Genomic DNA, 18453 nt, shown 5'->3' on the forward strand with positions numbered 1-18453 from the left:
CCGATCCGCGGGGGAAGGCCGGGGCTGATGCGGGCGGAGCGGTTGGTGGCGTTGCTGTTCACGTTGTACAGCAAGCGGAGTGCGACGGTAGCGGAGTTGGCGGAGGCGCTGGATGTGTCGGAGCGGACGATGCATCGGGACATCGCGGCGTTGCGGAACGCGGGGGTTCCACTGTGGACGGAGACGGGGCGGCACGGCGGCGTGCGGCTGGTGGAGGGGTGGCGCACGCGGCTGGACGGCCTGACGTCGAGGGAAGCGGTGGCGATCTTCGCGATGGGGGTGCCGCAGGCGCTGGCGGAGTTGGGGTTGGGGACGGCGATGTCGGCGGCGCACGCGAAGCTGTTCGCGACGTTGCCGCCGGCGTTGCGGGAGCAGGCGCAGGGCATGGCGCAGCGGTTCCATCTGGACGCGCCGGGCTGGTTCCGGGCGGCGGACGACACGGAGCACCTGGCGGCGATCGCGAGGGCGGTGTGGGAGCAGCGGCGGCTGAGGATCGGCTACGGACGGCGGGACCGGGTGGTGCAGCGGACGCTGCGGCCGCTGGGCATCGTGCTCAAGGCGGGCGTCTGGTACCTGGTCGCGGAGGTCGACGGGGATGTCCGGACCTATCGGGTGGCCAGGATCGACGGGGTGGAGGAAACCGACGAGCGCTTCGAGCGGCCGGCGGACTTCGACCTGGTCGGCTGGTGGCAGCGTTCGTCGGCGCAGTTCGAGCAGTCGCTGCGGACGCAGTCGGTGCAGATCCGCCTGAGCCCGCTGGGGATGCGCGCCCTGCCGGCCGTCCTGGACGCCGACGCGGCGGTGAAGGCGTTGGAGCAGGCCGGCCCGCCGGATGAGGACGGCTGGACGCGGGTCACGGTGGAGTTGGAGGAGCCGACCATCGCGGCGACGCAGCTGATCGGGCTGGGCGATGAGGTGGAGGTGCTCGGCCCGCCGGCTACGAGGGCGGCCTTCGTGGCGATGGTGCGGCGGATGGCAGAGCGTCACCGATGACAAGGTCAGGCGGAGGCGCCGCGGACCTTGTGGCGTGGGGTGCAACGAATGCCGCACTGGTAGCCGGAAGCGGGGATGCCGTCGAATCCATGGAGCAGCGGTGGGGCGTGTTGCGGCAGCGGCATCACGGCGGGGCGGGCCGTGGGGCAGCGAAGGCGGCGATAGCGGCAGCAGGTGCAGCGAGGGCCGCCTTGGTGGCGGCCCTCGGCGCGGTGGCAACGCGGTTTTCGGCGCGGCAAGGCTTGCCTTGGCCGGCTGCGTGAGAGCAGTCGACGGAGGCAGCGTCGGTGGTGGGTGGCGGGGTCAGCGATAGCCGGTGGGGTCGGCGGGCTTGCCGGCGCCGGCGATCTCGACCATGTAGCGCCAGGCGTCGGGGCGGCTGCCGTCGGTGTCGGTGAGGTCGTAGATCTGGGCCAGCTGGCCACTGTTGAGGGTCTGGCCGGTGAAACGGGAGCGGGAGGGGTCGGCGGCGAGGGCGGCGACGCCGCGGCCGACGTAGGTGGGGGACTCGGAGATGCAGAAGTGGGGTTCCGTGGCGAGCGCGTCCCGCCACGTGGCCTCGGTGACGCCGTAGTGGTCGAGCATGGCCTCGGAGCGCAGGTAGCCGGGGGTGAGGGCGACGCAGGTGCAGTCGAAGGCCTTGGCCTCGAAGGCCTCGCCGATGGCCAGCTGGTGGGCGGCGGACTTGGCCAGGTAGAAGGCGAGGGTGGTGCCCTCGCGGTACTGGGCGTTGTACTCGGCGGTGCCGTCGGTCATCTCGACGACGAGCCCGCCGGGGCGACGAATGACCAGGGGCAGCAGGAAATGGCTGGTGATGAGGTGGGCGTCGATGCCGAGCCTGATCATGCGGAGGCTGTCGTCGATGGCGTGCTCCCACACGGGTTTGGCCCACTCCATCAGGGAATCCCCGCCCCACAGGCCGTCGACGAGGATGTCGAGTCGGCCCTGTTCGCGGTCGATGCGGGCAGCCAGCTCCTGGACCTGGGACGGTTCGAGGTGGTCGACCTGGACGGCGGCGCCGGAGCCCCCGGCGGCGGCGATGAGGTCGAGGGTGTCCTCGATGGCCTCGGCACGGTCCACTTCGGACCGTTGCGTCCGGGTGGTGCGGCCGGTCACGTACACATGGGCGCCGCGGCGGCCGAGTTCGACCGCGATGGCCCGGCTGGCGCCGCGGGTTCCGCCGGCGACCAGTGCCACCTTGCCGGTGAGATCGTTCATGACGACCACGGTGCCGACAAACCCTGTCAGGACATGGCAGGGTTCGGCGAAGTCGACTTGACATCACCATCTGCGCTGGTCAAAAGGGGTATGGACGCCCCGATGCCGATCTTGCCTGAGTGAGGTCGGGGCATTGGTCAGGGGCGATAACTACGATGGGTGCATGGCCGTCGCGGAGGGTGTGGTCGACCGTCTGGTGTATGTCGGGGCGGACGGCTACACGGTCGCGGTCCTCACCACCGGCGAACGCAGCGAGACCAAGATCGCCGGGACGGTGTTGCACGGCCTCCAGCCGGGCGAGACGGTCCGGGTGGACGGGGACTGGACCACCAGCGGCACGCTCAGGGTCGGCGAGTGCGAGCGGGTGCTGCCGGCGACGGTGCACGCGATCCGGCGCTACCTGGGCTCGGGCCTGGTCCGGGGCATCGGCCGCAAGCTGGCCGACGCCATCGTGGACACGTTCGGCGCGGACACCCTGGACGTGATCGACCGGGAGCCGAAGCGGCTGCTGGAGGTGCACCAGATCGGCCGCGAGCGGCTGGCGAAGATCATCGCGGCCTGGGCCGACCAGCGGGCGGTCCGCGAGGTGATGGTGTTTCTCCAGGGCGTGGGCGTCAGCCCGGCGCTGGCCGTGCGCATCCACCGCAAGCTGGGCGAGCACTCGCTCCAGGTGGTGCGGAGCGAGCCGTACCGGCTGGTCGAGGAGGTGTGGGGCATCGGCTTCGCCACGGCCGACACGATCGCCATGGCGGCCGGCATCCCGGAGCAGAGCCCGGAGCGCATGCAGGCGGCGGTGCTGCACACGTTGCTACAGGCCAGAACCATGGGCGGTCATTGTTTCCTGCCGGTGGCCGAGGTGCTCACGCACACGACGGCGATGGTGGCGCAGGACGAGGAGCTGATCCGCGCGGCGCTGCATGCGTTGCGGCGTAGGCGAAAGATCGTGCAGGAGCGGGTCGGCGGCCGGGACGTGGTGTTCCAGTCGCACCTGCATCAGCAGGAGACCATGTTGGCGGACAACGTGATCCGCCTGCTGCACACGCCGTCGTCGCTGCCGGGCAAGCCGAAGTTCGACGACGCCGAGCTGGACGACACGCAACGCCAGGCGCTGCGGATGGCGCTGACCAGCACCGTCTCGATCCTGACCGGTGGCCCGGGCTGCGGCAAGAGCTTCACCGTGCGACACATAGCGAAGACGGCCAAGGCCGCCGGCGCGAAGATCACGCTGGCCGCGCCGACAGGGCGGGCGGCGCGGCGGCTGTCGGAGCTGGCCGGGATGCCGGCGATGACGGTGCACCGGATGCTGGGCCGCGGGGTCGAGCCGGAGGACGACGACGGCGGCCTGTTCGACGTGAACGATCCGATGTCGGCGGACCTGATCGTCGTGGACGAGAGCTCGATGCTGGACATCGGCCTGGCCGACGCGCTGGTGGACAAGATCCCGGCCGGCGCGCACCTGCTGCTGGTCGGGGACGTTGACCAGCTGCCGAGTGTGGGGCCGGGCTCGGTGTTGCGGGATCTCCTTGACGTGCCGGACATTCCGCGCACGCACCTGAGCCGCGTGTACCGGCAGGGCGCGGGCAGCGGCATCACCGCGAACGCGACGAGCGTGCGGGACGGCGTGGTTCCGGTCAACAATCCGGAGTTCTGGTTCGTGCCGGCCGAGGACGCCAAGGACATCGCCGAGACGGTGGTGGACATCGCCACCCGCCGGCTGCCCGCCGCGTACGGCATCGAGCCGGGTCAGGTGCAGGTGTTGTGTCCGGGCCGGGCGCGGGAGGTCGGGGCGCTCCACATCGGACGGCTGCTCCAGGACGTGCTGAATCCGTATCGGGAGGGCGATCCGCAGTACTGGTCGGACGACCGGGCCTTCCGGGTCGGCGACCGGGTGATGCCGATCCGGAACAACTACGACAAGGGCAGGAACGGGGTGTTCAACGGCACCACCGGCACCGTGACCGCACTGTCCCTTGAGGACCGGCTGCTGGAGGTCACGCTGGAGGACGGTGAGGCCGTCGAGTACGACTTCGACGAGCTGGAGGAGCTCGCCCACGGCTATGCGATCACGGTGCACCGGTCGCAGGGCAGCGAGTATCCGTACGTGGTGGTGCCGCTCAGCACGAGCGCCGGTTTGTTGCTGCTGCGGCGGAATCTGCTCTACACCGCGATCACCCGGGCCAAGGCGATGGTGGTGCTGGTCGGGCAGCCCCGGGCGCTGCGGATGGCCGTCGAGCAGACCGGGGAACGCCGGAACACCGCGCTGACCTGGCGGTTCACCGGCGAAGACCTGGAGGCGGGAGTGCTGCCGCCGCTGCCGGACGACCACGGCCAGGTGCCGGCGTTCTGAGCAGCCTCCCCCAAGCCAGTCGTTCTGAGCAGCCCCCAAGCCAATCCAAGCACGGGGGGCTGACAGTTCGGCTGGCCGGCGGCGATGGTCGGCCGCGGCGGGCCGTTGTGTCGGGGTGCGCGGCTAGGCTGAATTCGGGGGCTGCTCAGCACAGTTGATCAGTCCACCAGCCACACTCTGTGTGCCGCCAGCCGGGACTCGCGGGGGATCAGGGCTACCAGGAAACGTTGGTGGCGCGGGGAAACAAGGGCGCTTCGGGACTGCTGGAAACCTGCGTTCAGTATGACGCTAAGCGGGACTGACCCGAAAATAGGCGCACCCACGGAGTAAACTCGCAGGTACTCGCGATGATCCCGCCCGGACCCCACCCCCTCCGAGCGCTCGTATGGATCTTGGGGCTTGGTTGAGCGCGCCTATTTTCCCGCATCGACAGCGGCCGTCACAGGCCCCCATTACTCGCGGGGTCAGAGGGTGGTTAGGCGGGTGCGGATGGCGGCGGCTTGGGTGTCGTCGGGTTCGGCGCGGGACTCGAGGATGGCGAGGGCCTGGTGGTAGGCCTGGCGGGCCTCGTCGGGGCGGCCGACGTCGGCGAGGAGGTGGGCGTAGGAGCTGAGGGCGGCGACCTCGGCGACGGAGTCGCCGGCCTGGCGGGCGGCGTTGGCGGCGGCGACGAAGTCGGTGAGGGCGGCGTCGTGGTCGCCGAGGGTGCGGCGGACCTCGGCGGAGCGGGTGAGCATCTGGGCGACGCCCTGGAGACTGCCGAGTTCGGTCATGAGCTCGGCGGCCTCGGTGAACACGTCCAGGGCGGCGCGGTGGTCCTCGAGGGCGTCCTGCATGTCGCCGAGCACGCCGAGCAGCAGGGCGCGGCCCTCGGAGTTGTCGGTCTCGGCGAACAGTTCGACGGCGGCCTCGGAGAAGTCCTTGGCCTGGGCGATCTCGCCGAGGTCGATGGCCAGCAGGGCGGAGCCGGCCAGCGACCAGGCCAGCCCGGGGCGGTCGCCGCAGCGTTCCCGCAGCTCCCGGCCCAGGGCGTAGTAGGAAGCGGCCCGGTCGCGGTCGCCCATGCGCCGGTAGCCCTCGGCGAGGTTGGTGGCGACCCAGCCGTGGGCGTAGTCGTTGCCGGCGGACGCCGACAGCGCGAGCTGGTGGCTGGCGATCCACACGCCCCACGGCTTGGCCAGCAGCAGGTAGCTCCACAGCTCCAGGGGAAGGTGCCAGGCGGCCTCGCGGTCGCCGTGCCGTAGGGCCAGCCGCAGCACGGGGAGCACGTTCGGCAGCTCGGCCCGGCACCAGGCGATGGCGTCTTGTTCGGACGTGAACGACGCCGGCTCCACGTCGGGCAGCAGGTCGGCGACCTGGAGCGGATTGTCCCGGTACGGCGCGAGAACCTTGCCGGCCCGCGAGTACCCGTGCAGGTACCAGCTGGCCAGCCGGGCGGCGGCGACCTGGGCCTCGGGGTCCCCAGCGGCCAGCTCGGCGGCGTAGTCGGCGACCAGGTCGTGGAACCGCCAGTGCCCGCGCCGGGGGTTGTGGATGAGGTGGGCGCCGGCGAGCCGATCGAGGAAGCGCCGGGCGGCGCCGACCCGGATCCCGGCCAGCGCGGCCGCGGCGGCGACGCTGAGGTACGGCCCCCGGTGCAGGCCCAGCAGCCGGAACATGCGGGCGCTGCCGGGATCGAGCCGCCCGTACGACCACGAGATGATGGTCCGCACCGGCATGGCGTCGGCGACGTCGAGGGCGTCCAGCCGCGAGTCGTCGAGCTCCTCGACCACGTCGGCGACCTCGGACAGCGCGACCCGCTCGGCGGCGATCCGCAGCGCCAGGGGCAGGTGCCCGCAGCGCCGGGCCAGGTCGGCCAGCAGGGCCGAGTCGACGGTCCCCCGGTTGCCGATGATGGTGGTGAGCAGCCGCACCGACTCGGCGGAGTCCATGGCGGACACGGTGACGCGGGCGGCCCCGGTGCGCATGGCCATGCCCGACAACCGGTCGCGGCTGGTGACGATCACCGCGCATTCGCCGGCCCCGGGCAGCAGGTGCAGCAGCTGGTCGGAGTCGGCGGCGTTGTCCAGCAGGAGCAGGGTCCTGGTCGGGGCGAGGGCGGAGCGCAGCAGGCTGGCCCGCTGCTCCAGCCGGGCCGGCAGGCTCTCGCTCTCCACGCCGAGCGAGGTCAGGAACTCCTCCAGCACGTCGCTGGGGTCGGCCGGGTCGCCGGAGGAGTGCCCGCGCAGGTCGGCGTAGAGCTGGCCGCCGGGGAAGTCGTGGGCGATGGCGTGGGCGAACCGCAGGGCCAGGGCGGTCTTGCCGGCGCCGGGCGGCCCGTCGATGGTGACCACGGTCGGGCCGCCGGTGTCGGCGAACTCCCGCACGGCGGCGGCCAGTGAGGACAGCTCATCGTCCCGGCCGACGAAGCGGGCCGGCGCGGCCGGCAGCTGGGCCGGGGAGCGCGGCAGGGCCCGGCGGGCCAGGGTGATCAGCTGCCCCTCGGCCCCGAGCGCGTTGTCGAGTGCACGTGCATGCTGCTCGGTCGGTTTGCGGCGGCCGTTCTCCAGCCGGGACAGCAGCGACTTGTCGTAGCGCACGATGTTGGCCAGGTCGGTCAACGACCAGCCCAGCGCCTCGCGACGGGTGCGCAGGGCGTGGCCGAAGCCCTCGCCGATCTGCTCCTGCGTCGCCATGTGCCCACTCTCCCGCATCCCGCGACTGCGCCCAACAGGTGCGATGTGGACGCTTTCGCGAGGAAGTTTGGCAAGATCGGTCCGTGGCAGCGAAACAGACCACCCGTGAGCTGCGTCGACGCAACCGTTCGGCGCTGCTGTCGCGGCTGTACCTCCAGGGCCGGGGCAGCCGGCTCGAGCTGGTCGACTCGTCCGGGCTGAGCTCGTCGACGGTGAGCAACGTGATCTCGGACCTGATCGCCGACGGGGTGGTCGAGGAGGCCGGCTCGGCCGAGTCCGAGGGCGGGCGGCCGCGCACGGTGTTGCAGGTCCGCCGGGACTACGGGCACGTGATCGGCGTGGACATCGGCGAGACGCACATCGAGGTGGGCTTGTTCGACTGCGCGCTGAACACGGTGGCCACGGCGACCTTCCCGATCGCCGGCAATCTGGAGCCGGCGCACGTGGCCGAGCTGATCCTGGCCGGCATCGCCGAGGTGAGCGCCAACCCGGTGTCGATCATGGGCATCGGCGTGGGCGTGCCGGGCGCGGTGGAGAGCGACGGCTTGGTGCACGCGCCGACCTTCGGCTGGAAGGGCGTGCCGCTGGCCAAGATGCTGGCCGACGGCGTGAGTGCCCCGCTGTACGTGGACAACTGCGCCCGCACGCTGGGCCAGGCCGAGATGTGGCGGGGCGCGGGGCGGGGCTCGACCCGGTCGGTGATCGCGCTGCTCGGTGTGGGGGTTGGGGCGGCGCTGGCCGTGGAATCCGACTCCTACCAGGGCTTTTCCAGCACGACCACGGAGTGGGGCCACACCGTGGTGCATGCCGGCGGGCTGCCGTGCCGGTGCGGGTCGCGGGGCTGTCTTGAGGCGTACATCGGGGCCGAGGGCATCCTGGACCGCTATCTGGCGCTGCCGGGCAGCGAGCCGTTCCTGGCGGTGGACACCGAGGCCCGGATGCGGGAGCTGGCCGATCGGGCCGAGCGGCCGGGGCCGGCGGCCGACACGCTGGCCACGACCGCCGAGTACCTGGGCATCGGCATCGCGAACCTGATCAACCTGGTGACGCCGGACTGCGTGGTGCTGTCAGGCTGGGTGAGCCTGTCCATCGGGCACGTCATTCTCGACGCCGTGCTGGACGCGACCCGGCGGCATTCGCTGAGCTATCTGCACAACCGCACCCGGATCGAGCTGGGCCAGCTGGGCCCGGAGGCGGTCGCGCTGGGCGCGGCCACGCTGCCGGTGATCCGGTTCCTGGCCAACGGCGGGTGAGCGCCGGCCGCTGATCCGGGGCGGTGGCCGGGCCCCGAAACAGAGTATTGACCCCCCGTTCATCCGCGACTTACCTTAAGACATGGATAAAGTCGCGGACGGTCGGCTGTACGTGGGTGGCTCCTTCTGCGCGGCCGAATCCGGCAGAACCGCGCCGGTGTTCGAGAAGGCCACGGGGGCCCAGATCGGCACGTACGCCCTGGGCACCGCCGTCGACGTGGACAAGGCCGTGGCCGCGGCCCGCGCGGCACAGCCGGCCTGGGCCGCGCTGGCCGGCGCCGAACGCGCCGCCTACCTGCGCAAGTTCGCCGACTATCTCCAGGCCAACTACGACGACCTGGTCGAGCAGAGCATCCGCGAGACCGGCGGCGTCCGCTACAAGGCCGAGGACGAGGTCGGCACCAGCATCCGGCAGCTGGCCATCTCGGCGGTGCAGGCCACGCAGACCGCGGGCGACATCCTCCAGCCGTACAAGGCGGGCAAGCTCTCGCTGTCCCGGGCGGTGCCGCTGGGCGTGGTCGGGCTGATCACGCCGTGGAACTACCCGATGAACCTGGCCATGCGGGCGGTCGCGCCGGCGCTGGCCTTCGGCAACACCGTGGTGCTCAAGCCGGCCGAGCTGACCCCGTTCATCGGCGGCCTCGCGCTGGCCCAGGCGGCCGACGCGGCCGGCTTCCCGCCCGGCGTGTTCAACGTCGTCACCGGCGACGGCCTGGACGCCGGCAAGCCGCTGGCCGAGCACCGCGGCCTGGACCTGATGGACTTCACCGGCTCCCGCGAGGTGGGCCTGGAGATCGCCGCCGCGGCCGCGGTCGACCTGCGCAACATCCGGCTGGAACTGGGCGGCAGCAACGCTTTTGTCGTGCTCGACGACGCCGACGTGGAGCTGGCCGCGTCCTGCGCGATGATCGCCTCCTACGAGTTTCAGGGCCAGACCTGCATCAGCGCCAGCCGGCACATCGTGCAGCGCGCGGTCGCCGACGCCTACCTGGAGGCCCTGGTCGCCCGGGCCTCGAAGCTGCGGGTCGGCGACCCGCTGGACCCGGCCACCGACCTGGGGCCGCTGATCAGCGAGCGGCAGCGGGACCGCGTGCACCAGAAGATCGTGCAGCCCTCGATCGACATGGGCGCGAAGGTGCTGACCGGGGCCGAGTACGACGGCCTGTTCTACCGGCCGACCGTGCTGACCGACGTGACGCCGGAGATGCCGGTGTTCAGCGAGGAGATCTTCGGCCCGGTCGTGCCGGTGACCGTCGTGGACACCGAGCAAGAGGCCATCGCCCTGACCAACGGCTATCCGATGCTGATGAACTCCGTGTTCTCCAAGGACATCGTGCGCGGCCTGGACGTGGCCGAGCAGCTCCAGGCCGGCGAGGTGCACGTGAACGACGCGCATGCCCGGCACGGCGCGGAGAACCAGATGCCCGGCTTCACCAAGCGCCAGTGGATCGGCGTGCAGCGGACCCCGCTGACCGTGCCGGACTGGACGGCCCGCCGGTGAGGAGAGCGCTGATCGTCCGAGGCGGCTGGGAGGGGCACAGCCCGGTCGAGGCGACGGAGATGTTCCGCCCGGGACTGACCGACGCCGGCTTCGAGGTGGAGATCGCCGAGGACCTGGACGTCTACACCGACGCCGAGAAACTGGCGGCCACCGACCTGATCGTGCAGTGCTGGTCGATGGGCACGCTGACGCCGGCCCAGTGCGACGGCCTGGTGACGGCGGTCCGCAACGGCACCGGCTTCGCCGGCTGGCACGGCGGCATCGTGGCCACCTTCCAGGACAGCCCGGAGTACCTGCGGATGGTCGGCGGCGTGTTCCTCCACCACCCGCCGGAGTTCCTGGACTACGAGGTGCGGGTCAGCCGGGAGCAGGCCCACCATCCGATCGTGGCCGGGCTGCCGGACTTCACCGTGCACACCGAGCAGTACTGGATGCTCAGCGATTCGCTGAACACGGTCCTGGCCACCACCGAGTTCGGGCCGCCGGACGGGCCCGCGACGATGCCGGTGGCCTGGACGCGCGACTGGGGCGCAGGAAGGATCTTCTTCTCCGCGATCGGGCACCGCACCGAGGATCTGTGGGATCCGGCGGTGTACACACTGACCCATCGCGGTCTGGTCTGGGCGAGCCGACAGGTAGTTCAGTGAGAGTGAGCGGAGACAGGGCTATGCGGAGTCAGTGGCGACTCGCCGGCGCGTTACTCGCCGGCGCTCTGCTTGTGACCGGCTGCGGCGGGGGCGGCGGCGACCAAGCCGCGGCCGACGGCAAGGTGAACCTGACGTTCTGGGACTGGGACCCCAACATCGACAAGGTGGTGGACATCTGGAACCAGGCCCACCCCGACATCCACGTCACGCTGTCCAATCCGGCCGGCGGCGACCAGCTGGTCAGCAAGATGATCACCGCGCACCAGGCCGGCAACGGCCCGGACATCGCCAAGGTGGAGTACCAGTCGCTGCCGGCCCTGGTGTCGCAGGGCATCGTCGCCGACATCACCCAGCACACCGGCGACACCGTCAAGGACTTCGACGACACCACGCTCAAGGCGACCCGCTTCGACGGCAAGGTGTACGGCGTGCCGCAGGACGTGGCCCCGCTGATGCTGTTCTACCGCACCGACATCTTCGACCAGTACGGCCTGAAGGTGCCCACCACCTGGGACGAGTTCAAGCAGGCGGCGGCCGACCTGCACGCCAAGGCCCCGCAGGTGGCGATGACCAACTTCGACGCCGCCGACCCGGGCTGGATCACCGGCCTGATGCAGCAGGGCGGGGCCGACTGGTGGTCCTCCGCCGACAACAAGACCTGGCAGGTGGCCATCAACAGCGCCGCCTCCAAGAAGGTCGCCGACTACTGGCAGGGCCTGGTCACCGCGGGCACGGTGGCCAAGAACCCGTCGTTCTCGCCGCAGTGGAACAAGCAGATGAACGAGGGCCAGCTCGCCACCTGGATCTCCGGCGCGTGGGCCCCGGCCCAGCTGGGCGGAATCGCCCCCAGCACCAAGGGAAAGTGGGCGGTGGGGCCGCTGCCGGCGTGGACCGCGGGTGACAGGACCACCGGCATCTGGGGCGGCTCGGCCACCACGGTGACCACCGACTCCAAGCACGCCGCCCAGGCCGCGCAGTTCGCGTCGTGGCTCAACACCGACGACAAGGCGGTGACCGCGCAGATCCAGAACATCAACGTCTACCCGGCGGCCACCTCCGGACGCTCGCTGCCGGTCCTGTCCTCGCCGCCGGCGTTCTTCCCCAACCAGGCCGACTTCTACGACCTGGTCAAGCAGGTGGCGCCGAGCTCGCGCAGCTTCTCCATGTGGGGCCCGGACGTGACGGTCACCTTCAGCGGCTACACCGACAAGTTCGGGGCGGCGTTGCAGAACAACACCTCGTTCGCCACGGCGCTGGACGACATCCAGAACGCGACCGTGGCCGACATGAAGAAGCTCGGCTTCACGGTCGGCTGATGGCCGCGCGCAACCGGGCCAAGCTGCCCTATCTGCTCGTCGCCCCGGCGGTCGCGCTGCTCACGCTGTTCGTGGTGGCGCCCGGCGTCTACGCCCTCGTGCTCAGCTTCCAGGCGCGCAAGGTCGTGGGCGGGCTGCTGGGCGGCGGCAGCAAACTGGTCTTCGTCGGGTTCGACAACTACGGCCTGGCGCTGGCCGATCCGGAGCTGTGGTCGAGCATCATGCGCATGGTGTTGGTGGCCCTGCTGTTCATTCCGGCCACCGTCGGCTTCGCGCTGCTGTTCGCCCTGCTGCTGGACGTGCCGCGGGTGAGGTTCGCCCGCAGCACCCGGCTGGCCATCTTCCTGCCGTACGCGGTGCCGGGCGTGATCGCCTCGCTGATGTGGGGCTTCATGTACCTGCCGGCGACCAGTCCCATCGGCGGCGACCACATCGACTTCTTCGGCTCCACCACGGTGTTCTTCTCGGTGGCCAACGTGGCGGTGTGGGGCTCGGTCGGCTTCAACATGATCGTCATCTTCACGGCGCTGCGGTCGCTGCCGTCCGAACTGTACGAGGCGGCCCGCATCGACGGCTGCTCGGAGCTGCGGATGGCGTTGCGCGTCAAGGTGCCGCTGGTGCTGCCGGCCATCGCGATGTGCACGCTGTTCACGGCGTTGGCCTCGTTGCAGTTGTTCAACGAGCCCAACACCTTGCGGCCGCTGTCCAACGCCGTCTCGTCCACCTGGGTGCCGCTGATGAAGATCTACGAGGACGCGTTCGTGGACTCGGACGTGAACAAGGCGGCCGCCACCTCGGTGCTGTTCGTGCTCGCCGCGCTGGCGGTGTCGTTCGTGGCCTCCCGGACCGTGTCGAGGGTGAACCGATGACTGCTCGCCCGCGGCTGCTGCCGACCGCCGCGCTCATCCTCGGCGCGATCTACTGCCTCGTGCCGACGCTGTGGATCCTGGTCGCGGCGACCAAGTCCAAGACGGACCTGTTCTCCACCGCCACCTACCTGCCCTCGTTCGGGGCGGGCATCTGGCAGAACATCGTGGACCTGTCCACCTACCAGGGCGGCATCTTCTGGCAGTGGATGCTCAACAGCTTCGGCTACGCCCTGATCGGCGGGGTGGCGGCGTCCCTGGTGTCGGCGGCCTGCGGCTATGCGATCGCGCTGTACGAGTTCCGTGGCCGCAAGGTCGTGTTCAACGTGATCCTGGCCTGCGTGCTGCTGCCGCAGATCGTGCTGGCCATCCCGCAGTACCTGCTGCTGTCCACTGTGGGCCTGACCGACAGCTATCTCGGGGTGCTGCTGCCGCAGCTGTTCAACCCGTACGGCATCTACCTGTGCCGGATCTACGCCCAGTCCTCGGTGCCGCAGTCGCTGCTGGAGGCCGGCCGGATCGACGGGGCATCGGAGTGGCGGCTGTTCCACACCGTGGGGCTGCGGCTGATGGGTCCGGGGCTGATCACCGTGTTCCTGTTGCAGTTCATCGCCATCTGGAACAACTTCCTGCTGCCGTTCGTGATGGTGAACTCCGACAGCAAGTTCCCGCTGACCGTCGGGCTCTACAGCCTGCTGCGGCACGGGGCGGCCGAGGCATCGCTGTACTCGCTGGTGATCACCGGCACACTGCTGTCGGTGCTGCCGGTGATCGCGCTGTTCCTGTCGTTGCAGCGGTACTGGCGGCTGGATCTGGTGACCGGCGCGCTCAAGTAGGTTGGCCGGGTGGAGTTCGACCAGCACCTGGCCGGGCTCGGCGAGACGGAGCTGGTCGCGCTGCTGGCGGCCCGCCCGGACGTGCTCGTCGAGCCGGCGCCGCGCGGCTTCGCCGAGCTGGCGCAGCGGCTGTCCAGCGCGTCGTCGCTGGTCGCCGTGCTGCGGACGCTGAACCGGGACCAGCTGGTGGCCGGCGAGGCGATCACCGCCGGCCGGCAGCACCAGCTGGACCGGCGGCTGTTCCCGGCGGTGTTGACCGAGCTCACGGCCCTGGGCCTGGTCTGGGGCACGGATCTGCGGCTGCCGCCGCTGCTGGCCCAGCACTGGTCGCAGGACGCCGGCCACGGCTCGGAGCTGACCGGCCGCCCCGAGCTGCCGTTGGCCCGAACGGACGCGGGGTCCGTGCGCCGAGCCGCCCAGGCCGCGGCGGCGGCGCTGCTCGACGGCGTCACATCGCTGCTGGACAAGGCAACCGCCCGGCCGATCACCGCGTTGAGGAAGGGTGGCATCGGTTCCAGGGAGCTGTCCCGGCTGGCCCGTGAGCTGTCGGCCGAGCCGGGACCGGTCGCGCTGTGGCTCGACCTGGCCGGCGCGGCCGGACTGCTGGGCGAGGTCGACGCGGGCTTCGCGCCCACCACGGACTACCCGGACTGGCGAGACGGCGACCCGGCCCGGCGGTGGTCGCAACTCGCCGTGGCCTGGCATTCGCGCGCCCAGGGCGGCCCGGTCCGCCGAGCCTTGCTGACGGCCGCCTCGGGCGGTTTCTCGGTACGAGCCGTTGCCGCGCGGATCGACTGGTTCTGCCCGTCCCGGGACGAGGACATCGCCGACGTGGTGCGGGAGGCGGAGCTGCTGGGCGTGGTCGCCGCCGACACGCTGACCGAGCTCGGCGATCACCTCATCGGCCGGTTCGACGACATCGACACCGTGCTGCCGGCGGTGCCGGCCGGCGTGATCCTGCAATCCGATCTCACGGCCGTCGTGTCCGGGGCGGTGCCGCCGGCGGTCGAGGCGGCGGCCGTGCGCGAATCCGGTGCGGTGTGGCGGTTTTCCGCGGCCAGCGTGCGGTCCGCCCTGGACGCCGGCTGGCAGGCCGAGGAACTGCTGCGGGAACTGGGCGACGTGCCGCAGCCGCTGGCGTACCTGATCAAGGACGTGGACCGGCGGCACGGGCACGTCCGGGTCCGCGACGTCCGGTGCTGTGTGGTCGCCGACGAGGCGACCGCCACCGAGATCGCGCATCGGCTGCCGGGCTTCACCGTGCTCGCGCCGACCGTGCTGTCCAGTTCGGACACTCCGGCGAACGTGCTGGAACTGCTACGAAAGGCCGGCTACGCGCCGACCCGTGAAGATCGTGTCGGCACAGTCGTGGTGGAACGGCCGAAGACCCATGTCGCGGCCAGGTTCGCGGCCCCGGCCAAGGCCACTCTCACCGCCGAGGAGCTGGCCGCCCGGCTGCGGGCCGATCCGCACGTGCCGGTCAAGCGCGGACCGACCTTCGAACGGCTGGCCGCGCGGAACAAGGTGTTGAGTCCGGTCGAACTGGCGCTGCTGGCCGACGCCGTCGACCGGGAGGGGGACGTGGTGATCGGATACCGGGACCGGCACGGCGGCCGCACGGTTCGCCGCATTCGTCCGGAGCAGCTGCTGGGCGGCTGGCTGGACTCGTGGTGCTACCTGCGCGAGGACGAGCGCCAGTTCGACGTGGCCAGCATCGAATCCGTCGAGGCCCATCGGTGAGCCGCGGCCGACTGGCGGCGCTGGTCGGGTGCGCCGTCCTGCTGACCGGCGTCCTTGTGCTGGCCGTCACACGGATCTTCGGCCTCGACGACGGCACCTTCCTGGCCGTGCCGATGGCCCTGCTGCCCTACGCCGCGCTGCTCACCGCCGGCCTGTTGGTGACGCTGCTCGCACTGCGCGGGCGGTGGCTGACCGTCGCGGCCGCCGCGCTGCTGGTGCTCCAGGTCGCCTGGATCGTGCCCCGCTTCGTGCCCGATCGGACACCGATTCCGGCCAACGCCGTGCACATCCGCGTCGGCACCGTCAACACCCATCGCGGCCAGGTCGACCCGCTGGCCCTGGTCTCGCTGGCCAAGGACGAGCACCTGGACGTGCTGGCGGCCGAGGAGCTGGACGCGCCGGCGATCAAGGCCCTCGACGCCGACGGCCTGAACCGCTCCATGCCCTACCGGGAGCTGCACCCGGAGAACGACACCTCGATCTTCTCCCGGCTGCCGATCACCCACGGCGGTCCGACCGACCTGCCGACCACCTGGCCGCAGACCCAGGTCACAGTGACCGTGTCCGGGCACGAGATCCCCGTGGTCGGCGTGCACACGTACTATCCTGTCGGAGGCCCGGGGCTCTGGGCCCAGGACATGTCGGCGCTGCGGGCCGTGGCCGGCCGGGACGTGATCGTGCTCGGCGACTTCAACGCCACTGTCGATCACTCGCCGCTGCGCTCGCTGCTGGCGGCCGGGCTGGTCGACACGCACGCCGAACTGGGCCGGGGCTGGGCGCCGACCTGGCCGGCGCAGTTCCCGCTGGTGCAGATCGACCACGTGCTGCACGGTCCCGGCCTGGCCGCGGTGTCGGCGAGCGAACACCTGCTGCCGGGCACGGACCACCGGGCGGTGGTGGCCGAGCTGGCGCTGACGGGCTGACCTGTCGGTCCCGGGGGCTACCCTCGGGCCCGAAGACGAAGGCACAACACGATCCGGGAGAAAGACCCTGTGACCGCTGAGACTCTTTACGGGGCCGACGACCTCACGCACCTGGAGGGTCTGGAGGCGGTCCGCAAGCGACCCGGCATGTACATCGGGTCGACCGACAGCCGCGGCATCAACCACCTGTTCACCGAGGTGGTCGACAACTCCACCGACGAGGGCATCGCCGGCTTCGCCACCCGCGTCGTGGTCACCCTGCACGCCGACGGCAGCGTGCAGGTCGACGACGACGGCCGCGGCATCCCGACCGGCGTGCACGCCAAGTCGGGCCTGTCCGGCGTCGAGCTGGTGCTGACCCGGCTGCACGCCGGCGGCAAGTTCGGCGGCTCCGGCTACAAGACCTCCGGCGGCCTGCACGGCGTCGGCGCCTCCGCGGTCAACGCCCTGTCGCACCGGTTCGACGTCACGGTGAAGCAGCAGGGCAAGGTGCACCAGATGTCCTTCGCGCACGGCGTGCCCGGCGTGTTCGACGGTCCGGGGCCGAAGGCCAAGTTCACCCAGCAGTCCGGTCTCCAGCTGGTCGGCAAGATGAAGCGCGGCGAGTCCAGCGGCACGTCCATCCGGTACTGGTACGACGCGCGCTACTTCGAGAACAACGCCGCGCTGGACCGCGAGGCCGTGAAGGCCAAGCTGCGCAACACCGCCTTCCTGGTGCCCGGCGTGACCTACGTGCTGCGCGACGCCACCGAGGGCGCCATCGCCGAGGAGTCGTTCCACTACCCCAACGGGCTGTCGGACATGGTGGAATTCCTGACGCCCTCGGGCGAGAAGGCGGTCTCCGGCACGCTGCTGGTCAACGGCGAGGGCACCTACTTCGAGAACGCCGCCGACGAGAACGGCGTGATGCGGTCCAAAGTGGAGCGTCGCGCCGAGGTCGAGGTGGCGCTGCGCTGGGGCACCGGCTACGAGCGCACCGTGGAGTGCTTCACCAACACCATCCGCAACATGCACGGCGGCACCCACCGGCGCGGCTTCGACCGGGCCGTCACCAAGGCCGTGCAGGACGCGATCTCCAAGACCCGCGGGCTGCTCAAGCCCAAGGAGGACATGCCGACGCTGGAGGACGTGCTGGAGGGCATGACCGCCGTCATCCACGTGCGCATCCCCGAGCCGCAGTTCACCTCGCAGACCAAGGACGAGCTGTCCACCGCCGGCATCACCAAGGTGATCCAGGGCGTTGTCGAGCGGCACGTCAAGGCGTGGACCGAGGACAAGCGGACCAAGACCGAGGCCAAGACCGTGCTGCAGAAGGTGGTCGACGCCGCGCGGGTGCGGCTGACCCAGAAGCAGCAGAAGGACGCCGCCCGGCGCAAGACCGCGCTGGAGGGCGCGGCCATGCCGCCCAAGCTGGTCGACTGCCGCACCACAGGTGTTTCGCGTAGCGAGCTGTTCCTCGTGGAGGGCGACTCGGCCCTCGGCTCGGCCAGAATGGCCCGAGTGTCGGAATACCAAGCACTTCTGCCCTTGCGGGGGAAGATTCTCAACGTGCAGAAGGCCAACCTGGCCGACACCCTGCGCAACGCCGAGATCGCGTCCATCGTGCAGGTGCTGGGGGCCGGCACCGGGCGCACCTTCGACCTGTCGGCGATGCGCTACGGCCGGGTGATCCTGATGGCCGACGCCGACGTCGACGGCTCGCACATCCGGACCCTGCTGATCACCCTGTTCGCCAAGTACATGCGGCCGGTGATCGAGGACGGCCGGCTGTACGCGGCCATGCCGCCGCTGCACAAGCTGACCACCAAGGGCCGCAACAGCGAGACCATCTTCACCTTCACCCAGCGGGAGATGGAGACCAAGCTGGCCGCCCTGGAGAAGGCCGGCAAGCAGGTCGTCACCCCGGTGCCCCGGTTCAAGGGCCTTGGCGAGATGGACGCCGACGAGCTGTGGCACACCACCATGAACCCGGCCACCCGCTCGGTGCGCCGGATCACCCTCAGCGACGTCGAGGCCGCCGAGCAGACGCTGGAACTGCTGATGGGCGAGAAGGTCGAACCCCGCCGCAACTGGCTGGTCGAATCGGCCGCCCGGGTCGACCAGTCCGCGATCGACATCTGACCGGTCCGCTTCCGGAG

13 protein-coding genes are annotated in these 18453 nt (G+C 70.8%); 11 read left to right on the forward strand and 2 right to left on the reverse strand.

Translation table 11 applies throughout. The features are described 5' to 3' along the window. The first annotated feature begins 27 nt into the window (after window positions 1-27). Window positions 28-993, forward strand: a complete 966-nt coding sequence (locus tag ACIG5F_RS17010; protein ID WP_396518631.1) for a helix-turn-helix transcriptional regulator — start codon at window positions 28-30, stop codon at window positions 991-993. Window positions 994-1296: 303 nt separating this feature from the next. Here the strand turns inward: ACIG5F_RS17010 and ACIG5F_RS17015 are convergent, their stop codons facing one another. Next, window positions 1297-2211, reverse strand: a complete 915-nt coding sequence (locus tag ACIG5F_RS17015) for an SDR family oxidoreductase (RefSeq protein ID WP_396518632.1) — start codon at window positions 2209-2211, stop codon at window positions 1297-1299. Between the two features lie 163 nt (window positions 2212-2374). Between ACIG5F_RS17015 and ACIG5F_RS17020 the strand changes: the two genes are divergently transcribed. Continuing rightward, window positions 2375-4558, forward strand: coding sequence for an ATP-dependent RecD-like DNA helicase (locus ACIG5F_RS17020; protein WP_396518633.1), 2184 nt, complete (start codon window positions 2375-2377; stop codon window positions 4556-4558). Between the two features lie 464 nt (window positions 4559-5022). Here the strand turns inward: ACIG5F_RS17020 and ACIG5F_RS17025 are convergent, their stop codons facing one another. After that, window positions 5023-7233: an ATP-binding protein gene (locus tag ACIG5F_RS17025; protein ID WP_396518634.1), complete on the reverse strand. Its 2211-nt coding sequence runs from the start codon at window positions 7231-7233 to the stop codon at window positions 5023-5025. A gap of 83 nt (window positions 7234-7316) precedes the next feature. Here ACIG5F_RS17025 and ACIG5F_RS17030 point away from each other — a divergent pair, with 83 nt between their 5' ends. From ACIG5F_RS17030 to ACIG5F_RS17070, 9 genes are all read left to right on the forward strand, one after another. Beyond that, window positions 7317-8486, forward strand: a complete 1170-nt coding sequence (locus ACIG5F_RS17030) for an ROK family protein (protein ID WP_396518635.1) — start codon at window positions 7317-7319, stop codon at window positions 8484-8486. A gap of 82 nt (window positions 8487-8568) precedes the next feature. After that, entirely contained in the window at window positions 8569-9987 is a 1419-nt protein-coding gene (locus ACIG5F_RS17035; RefSeq protein ID WP_396518636.1) for an aldehyde dehydrogenase family protein, read from the forward strand. Next, the gene (locus ACIG5F_RS17040; protein WP_396518637.1) at window positions 9984-10634 is read left to right on the forward strand and encodes a ThuA domain-containing protein; all 651 of its coding nucleotides are present in this window, start codon (window positions 9984-9986) and stop codon (window positions 10632-10634) included. Before ACIG5F_RS17035 ends, ACIG5F_RS17040 begins: the two co-directional genes overlap by 4 nt. Window positions 10635-10654: 20 nt before the next feature. Beyond that, complete coding sequence (locus ACIG5F_RS17045) at window positions 10655-11950, forward strand: ABC transporter substrate-binding protein (RefSeq protein WP_396518638.1); 1296 nt, start codon at window positions 10655-10657, stop codon at window positions 11948-11950. Beyond that, window positions 11950-12819 (forward strand): carbohydrate ABC transporter permease, encoded by an 870-nt coding sequence (locus tag ACIG5F_RS17050; protein ID WP_396518639.1) that lies wholly within the window; start codon window positions 11950-11952, stop codon window positions 12817-12819. The genes ACIG5F_RS17045 and ACIG5F_RS17050 overlap by 1 nt, the downstream gene beginning before the upstream one ends. Beyond that, entirely contained in the window at window positions 12816-13652 is an 837-nt protein-coding gene (locus tag ACIG5F_RS17055; protein WP_396518640.1) for a carbohydrate ABC transporter permease, read from the forward strand. Before ACIG5F_RS17050 ends, ACIG5F_RS17055 begins: the two co-directional genes overlap by 4 nt. 9 nt (window positions 13653-13661) lie before the next feature. Beyond that, window positions 13662-15392 carry a helicase-associated domain-containing protein gene (locus ACIG5F_RS17060; RefSeq protein ID WP_396518641.1) on the forward strand — a complete coding sequence of 577 codons (1731 nt, stop codon included), beginning with the start codon at window positions 13662-13664 and terminating at the stop codon, window positions 15390-15392. Continuing rightward, a complete protein-coding gene (locus tag ACIG5F_RS17065; RefSeq protein ID WP_396518642.1) occupies window positions 15389-16315 on the forward strand; it encodes an endonuclease/exonuclease/phosphatase family protein in 927 nt (308 codons plus the stop codon). The genes ACIG5F_RS17060 and ACIG5F_RS17065 overlap by 4 nt, the downstream gene beginning before the upstream one ends. A gap of 69 nt (window positions 16316-16384) precedes the next feature. Then, a complete protein-coding gene (locus ACIG5F_RS17070; protein ID WP_396518643.1) occupies window positions 16385-18436 on the forward strand; it encodes a type IIA DNA topoisomerase subunit B in 2052 nt (683 codons plus the stop codon). Window positions 18437-18453: the final 17 nt, after the last annotated feature.

This window comes from Kutzneria sp. NPDC052558 (genome assembly GCF_044547355.1).
Taxonomy (GTDB): Bacteria; Actinomycetota; Actinomycetes; order Mycobacteriales; family Pseudonocardiaceae; genus Kutzneria.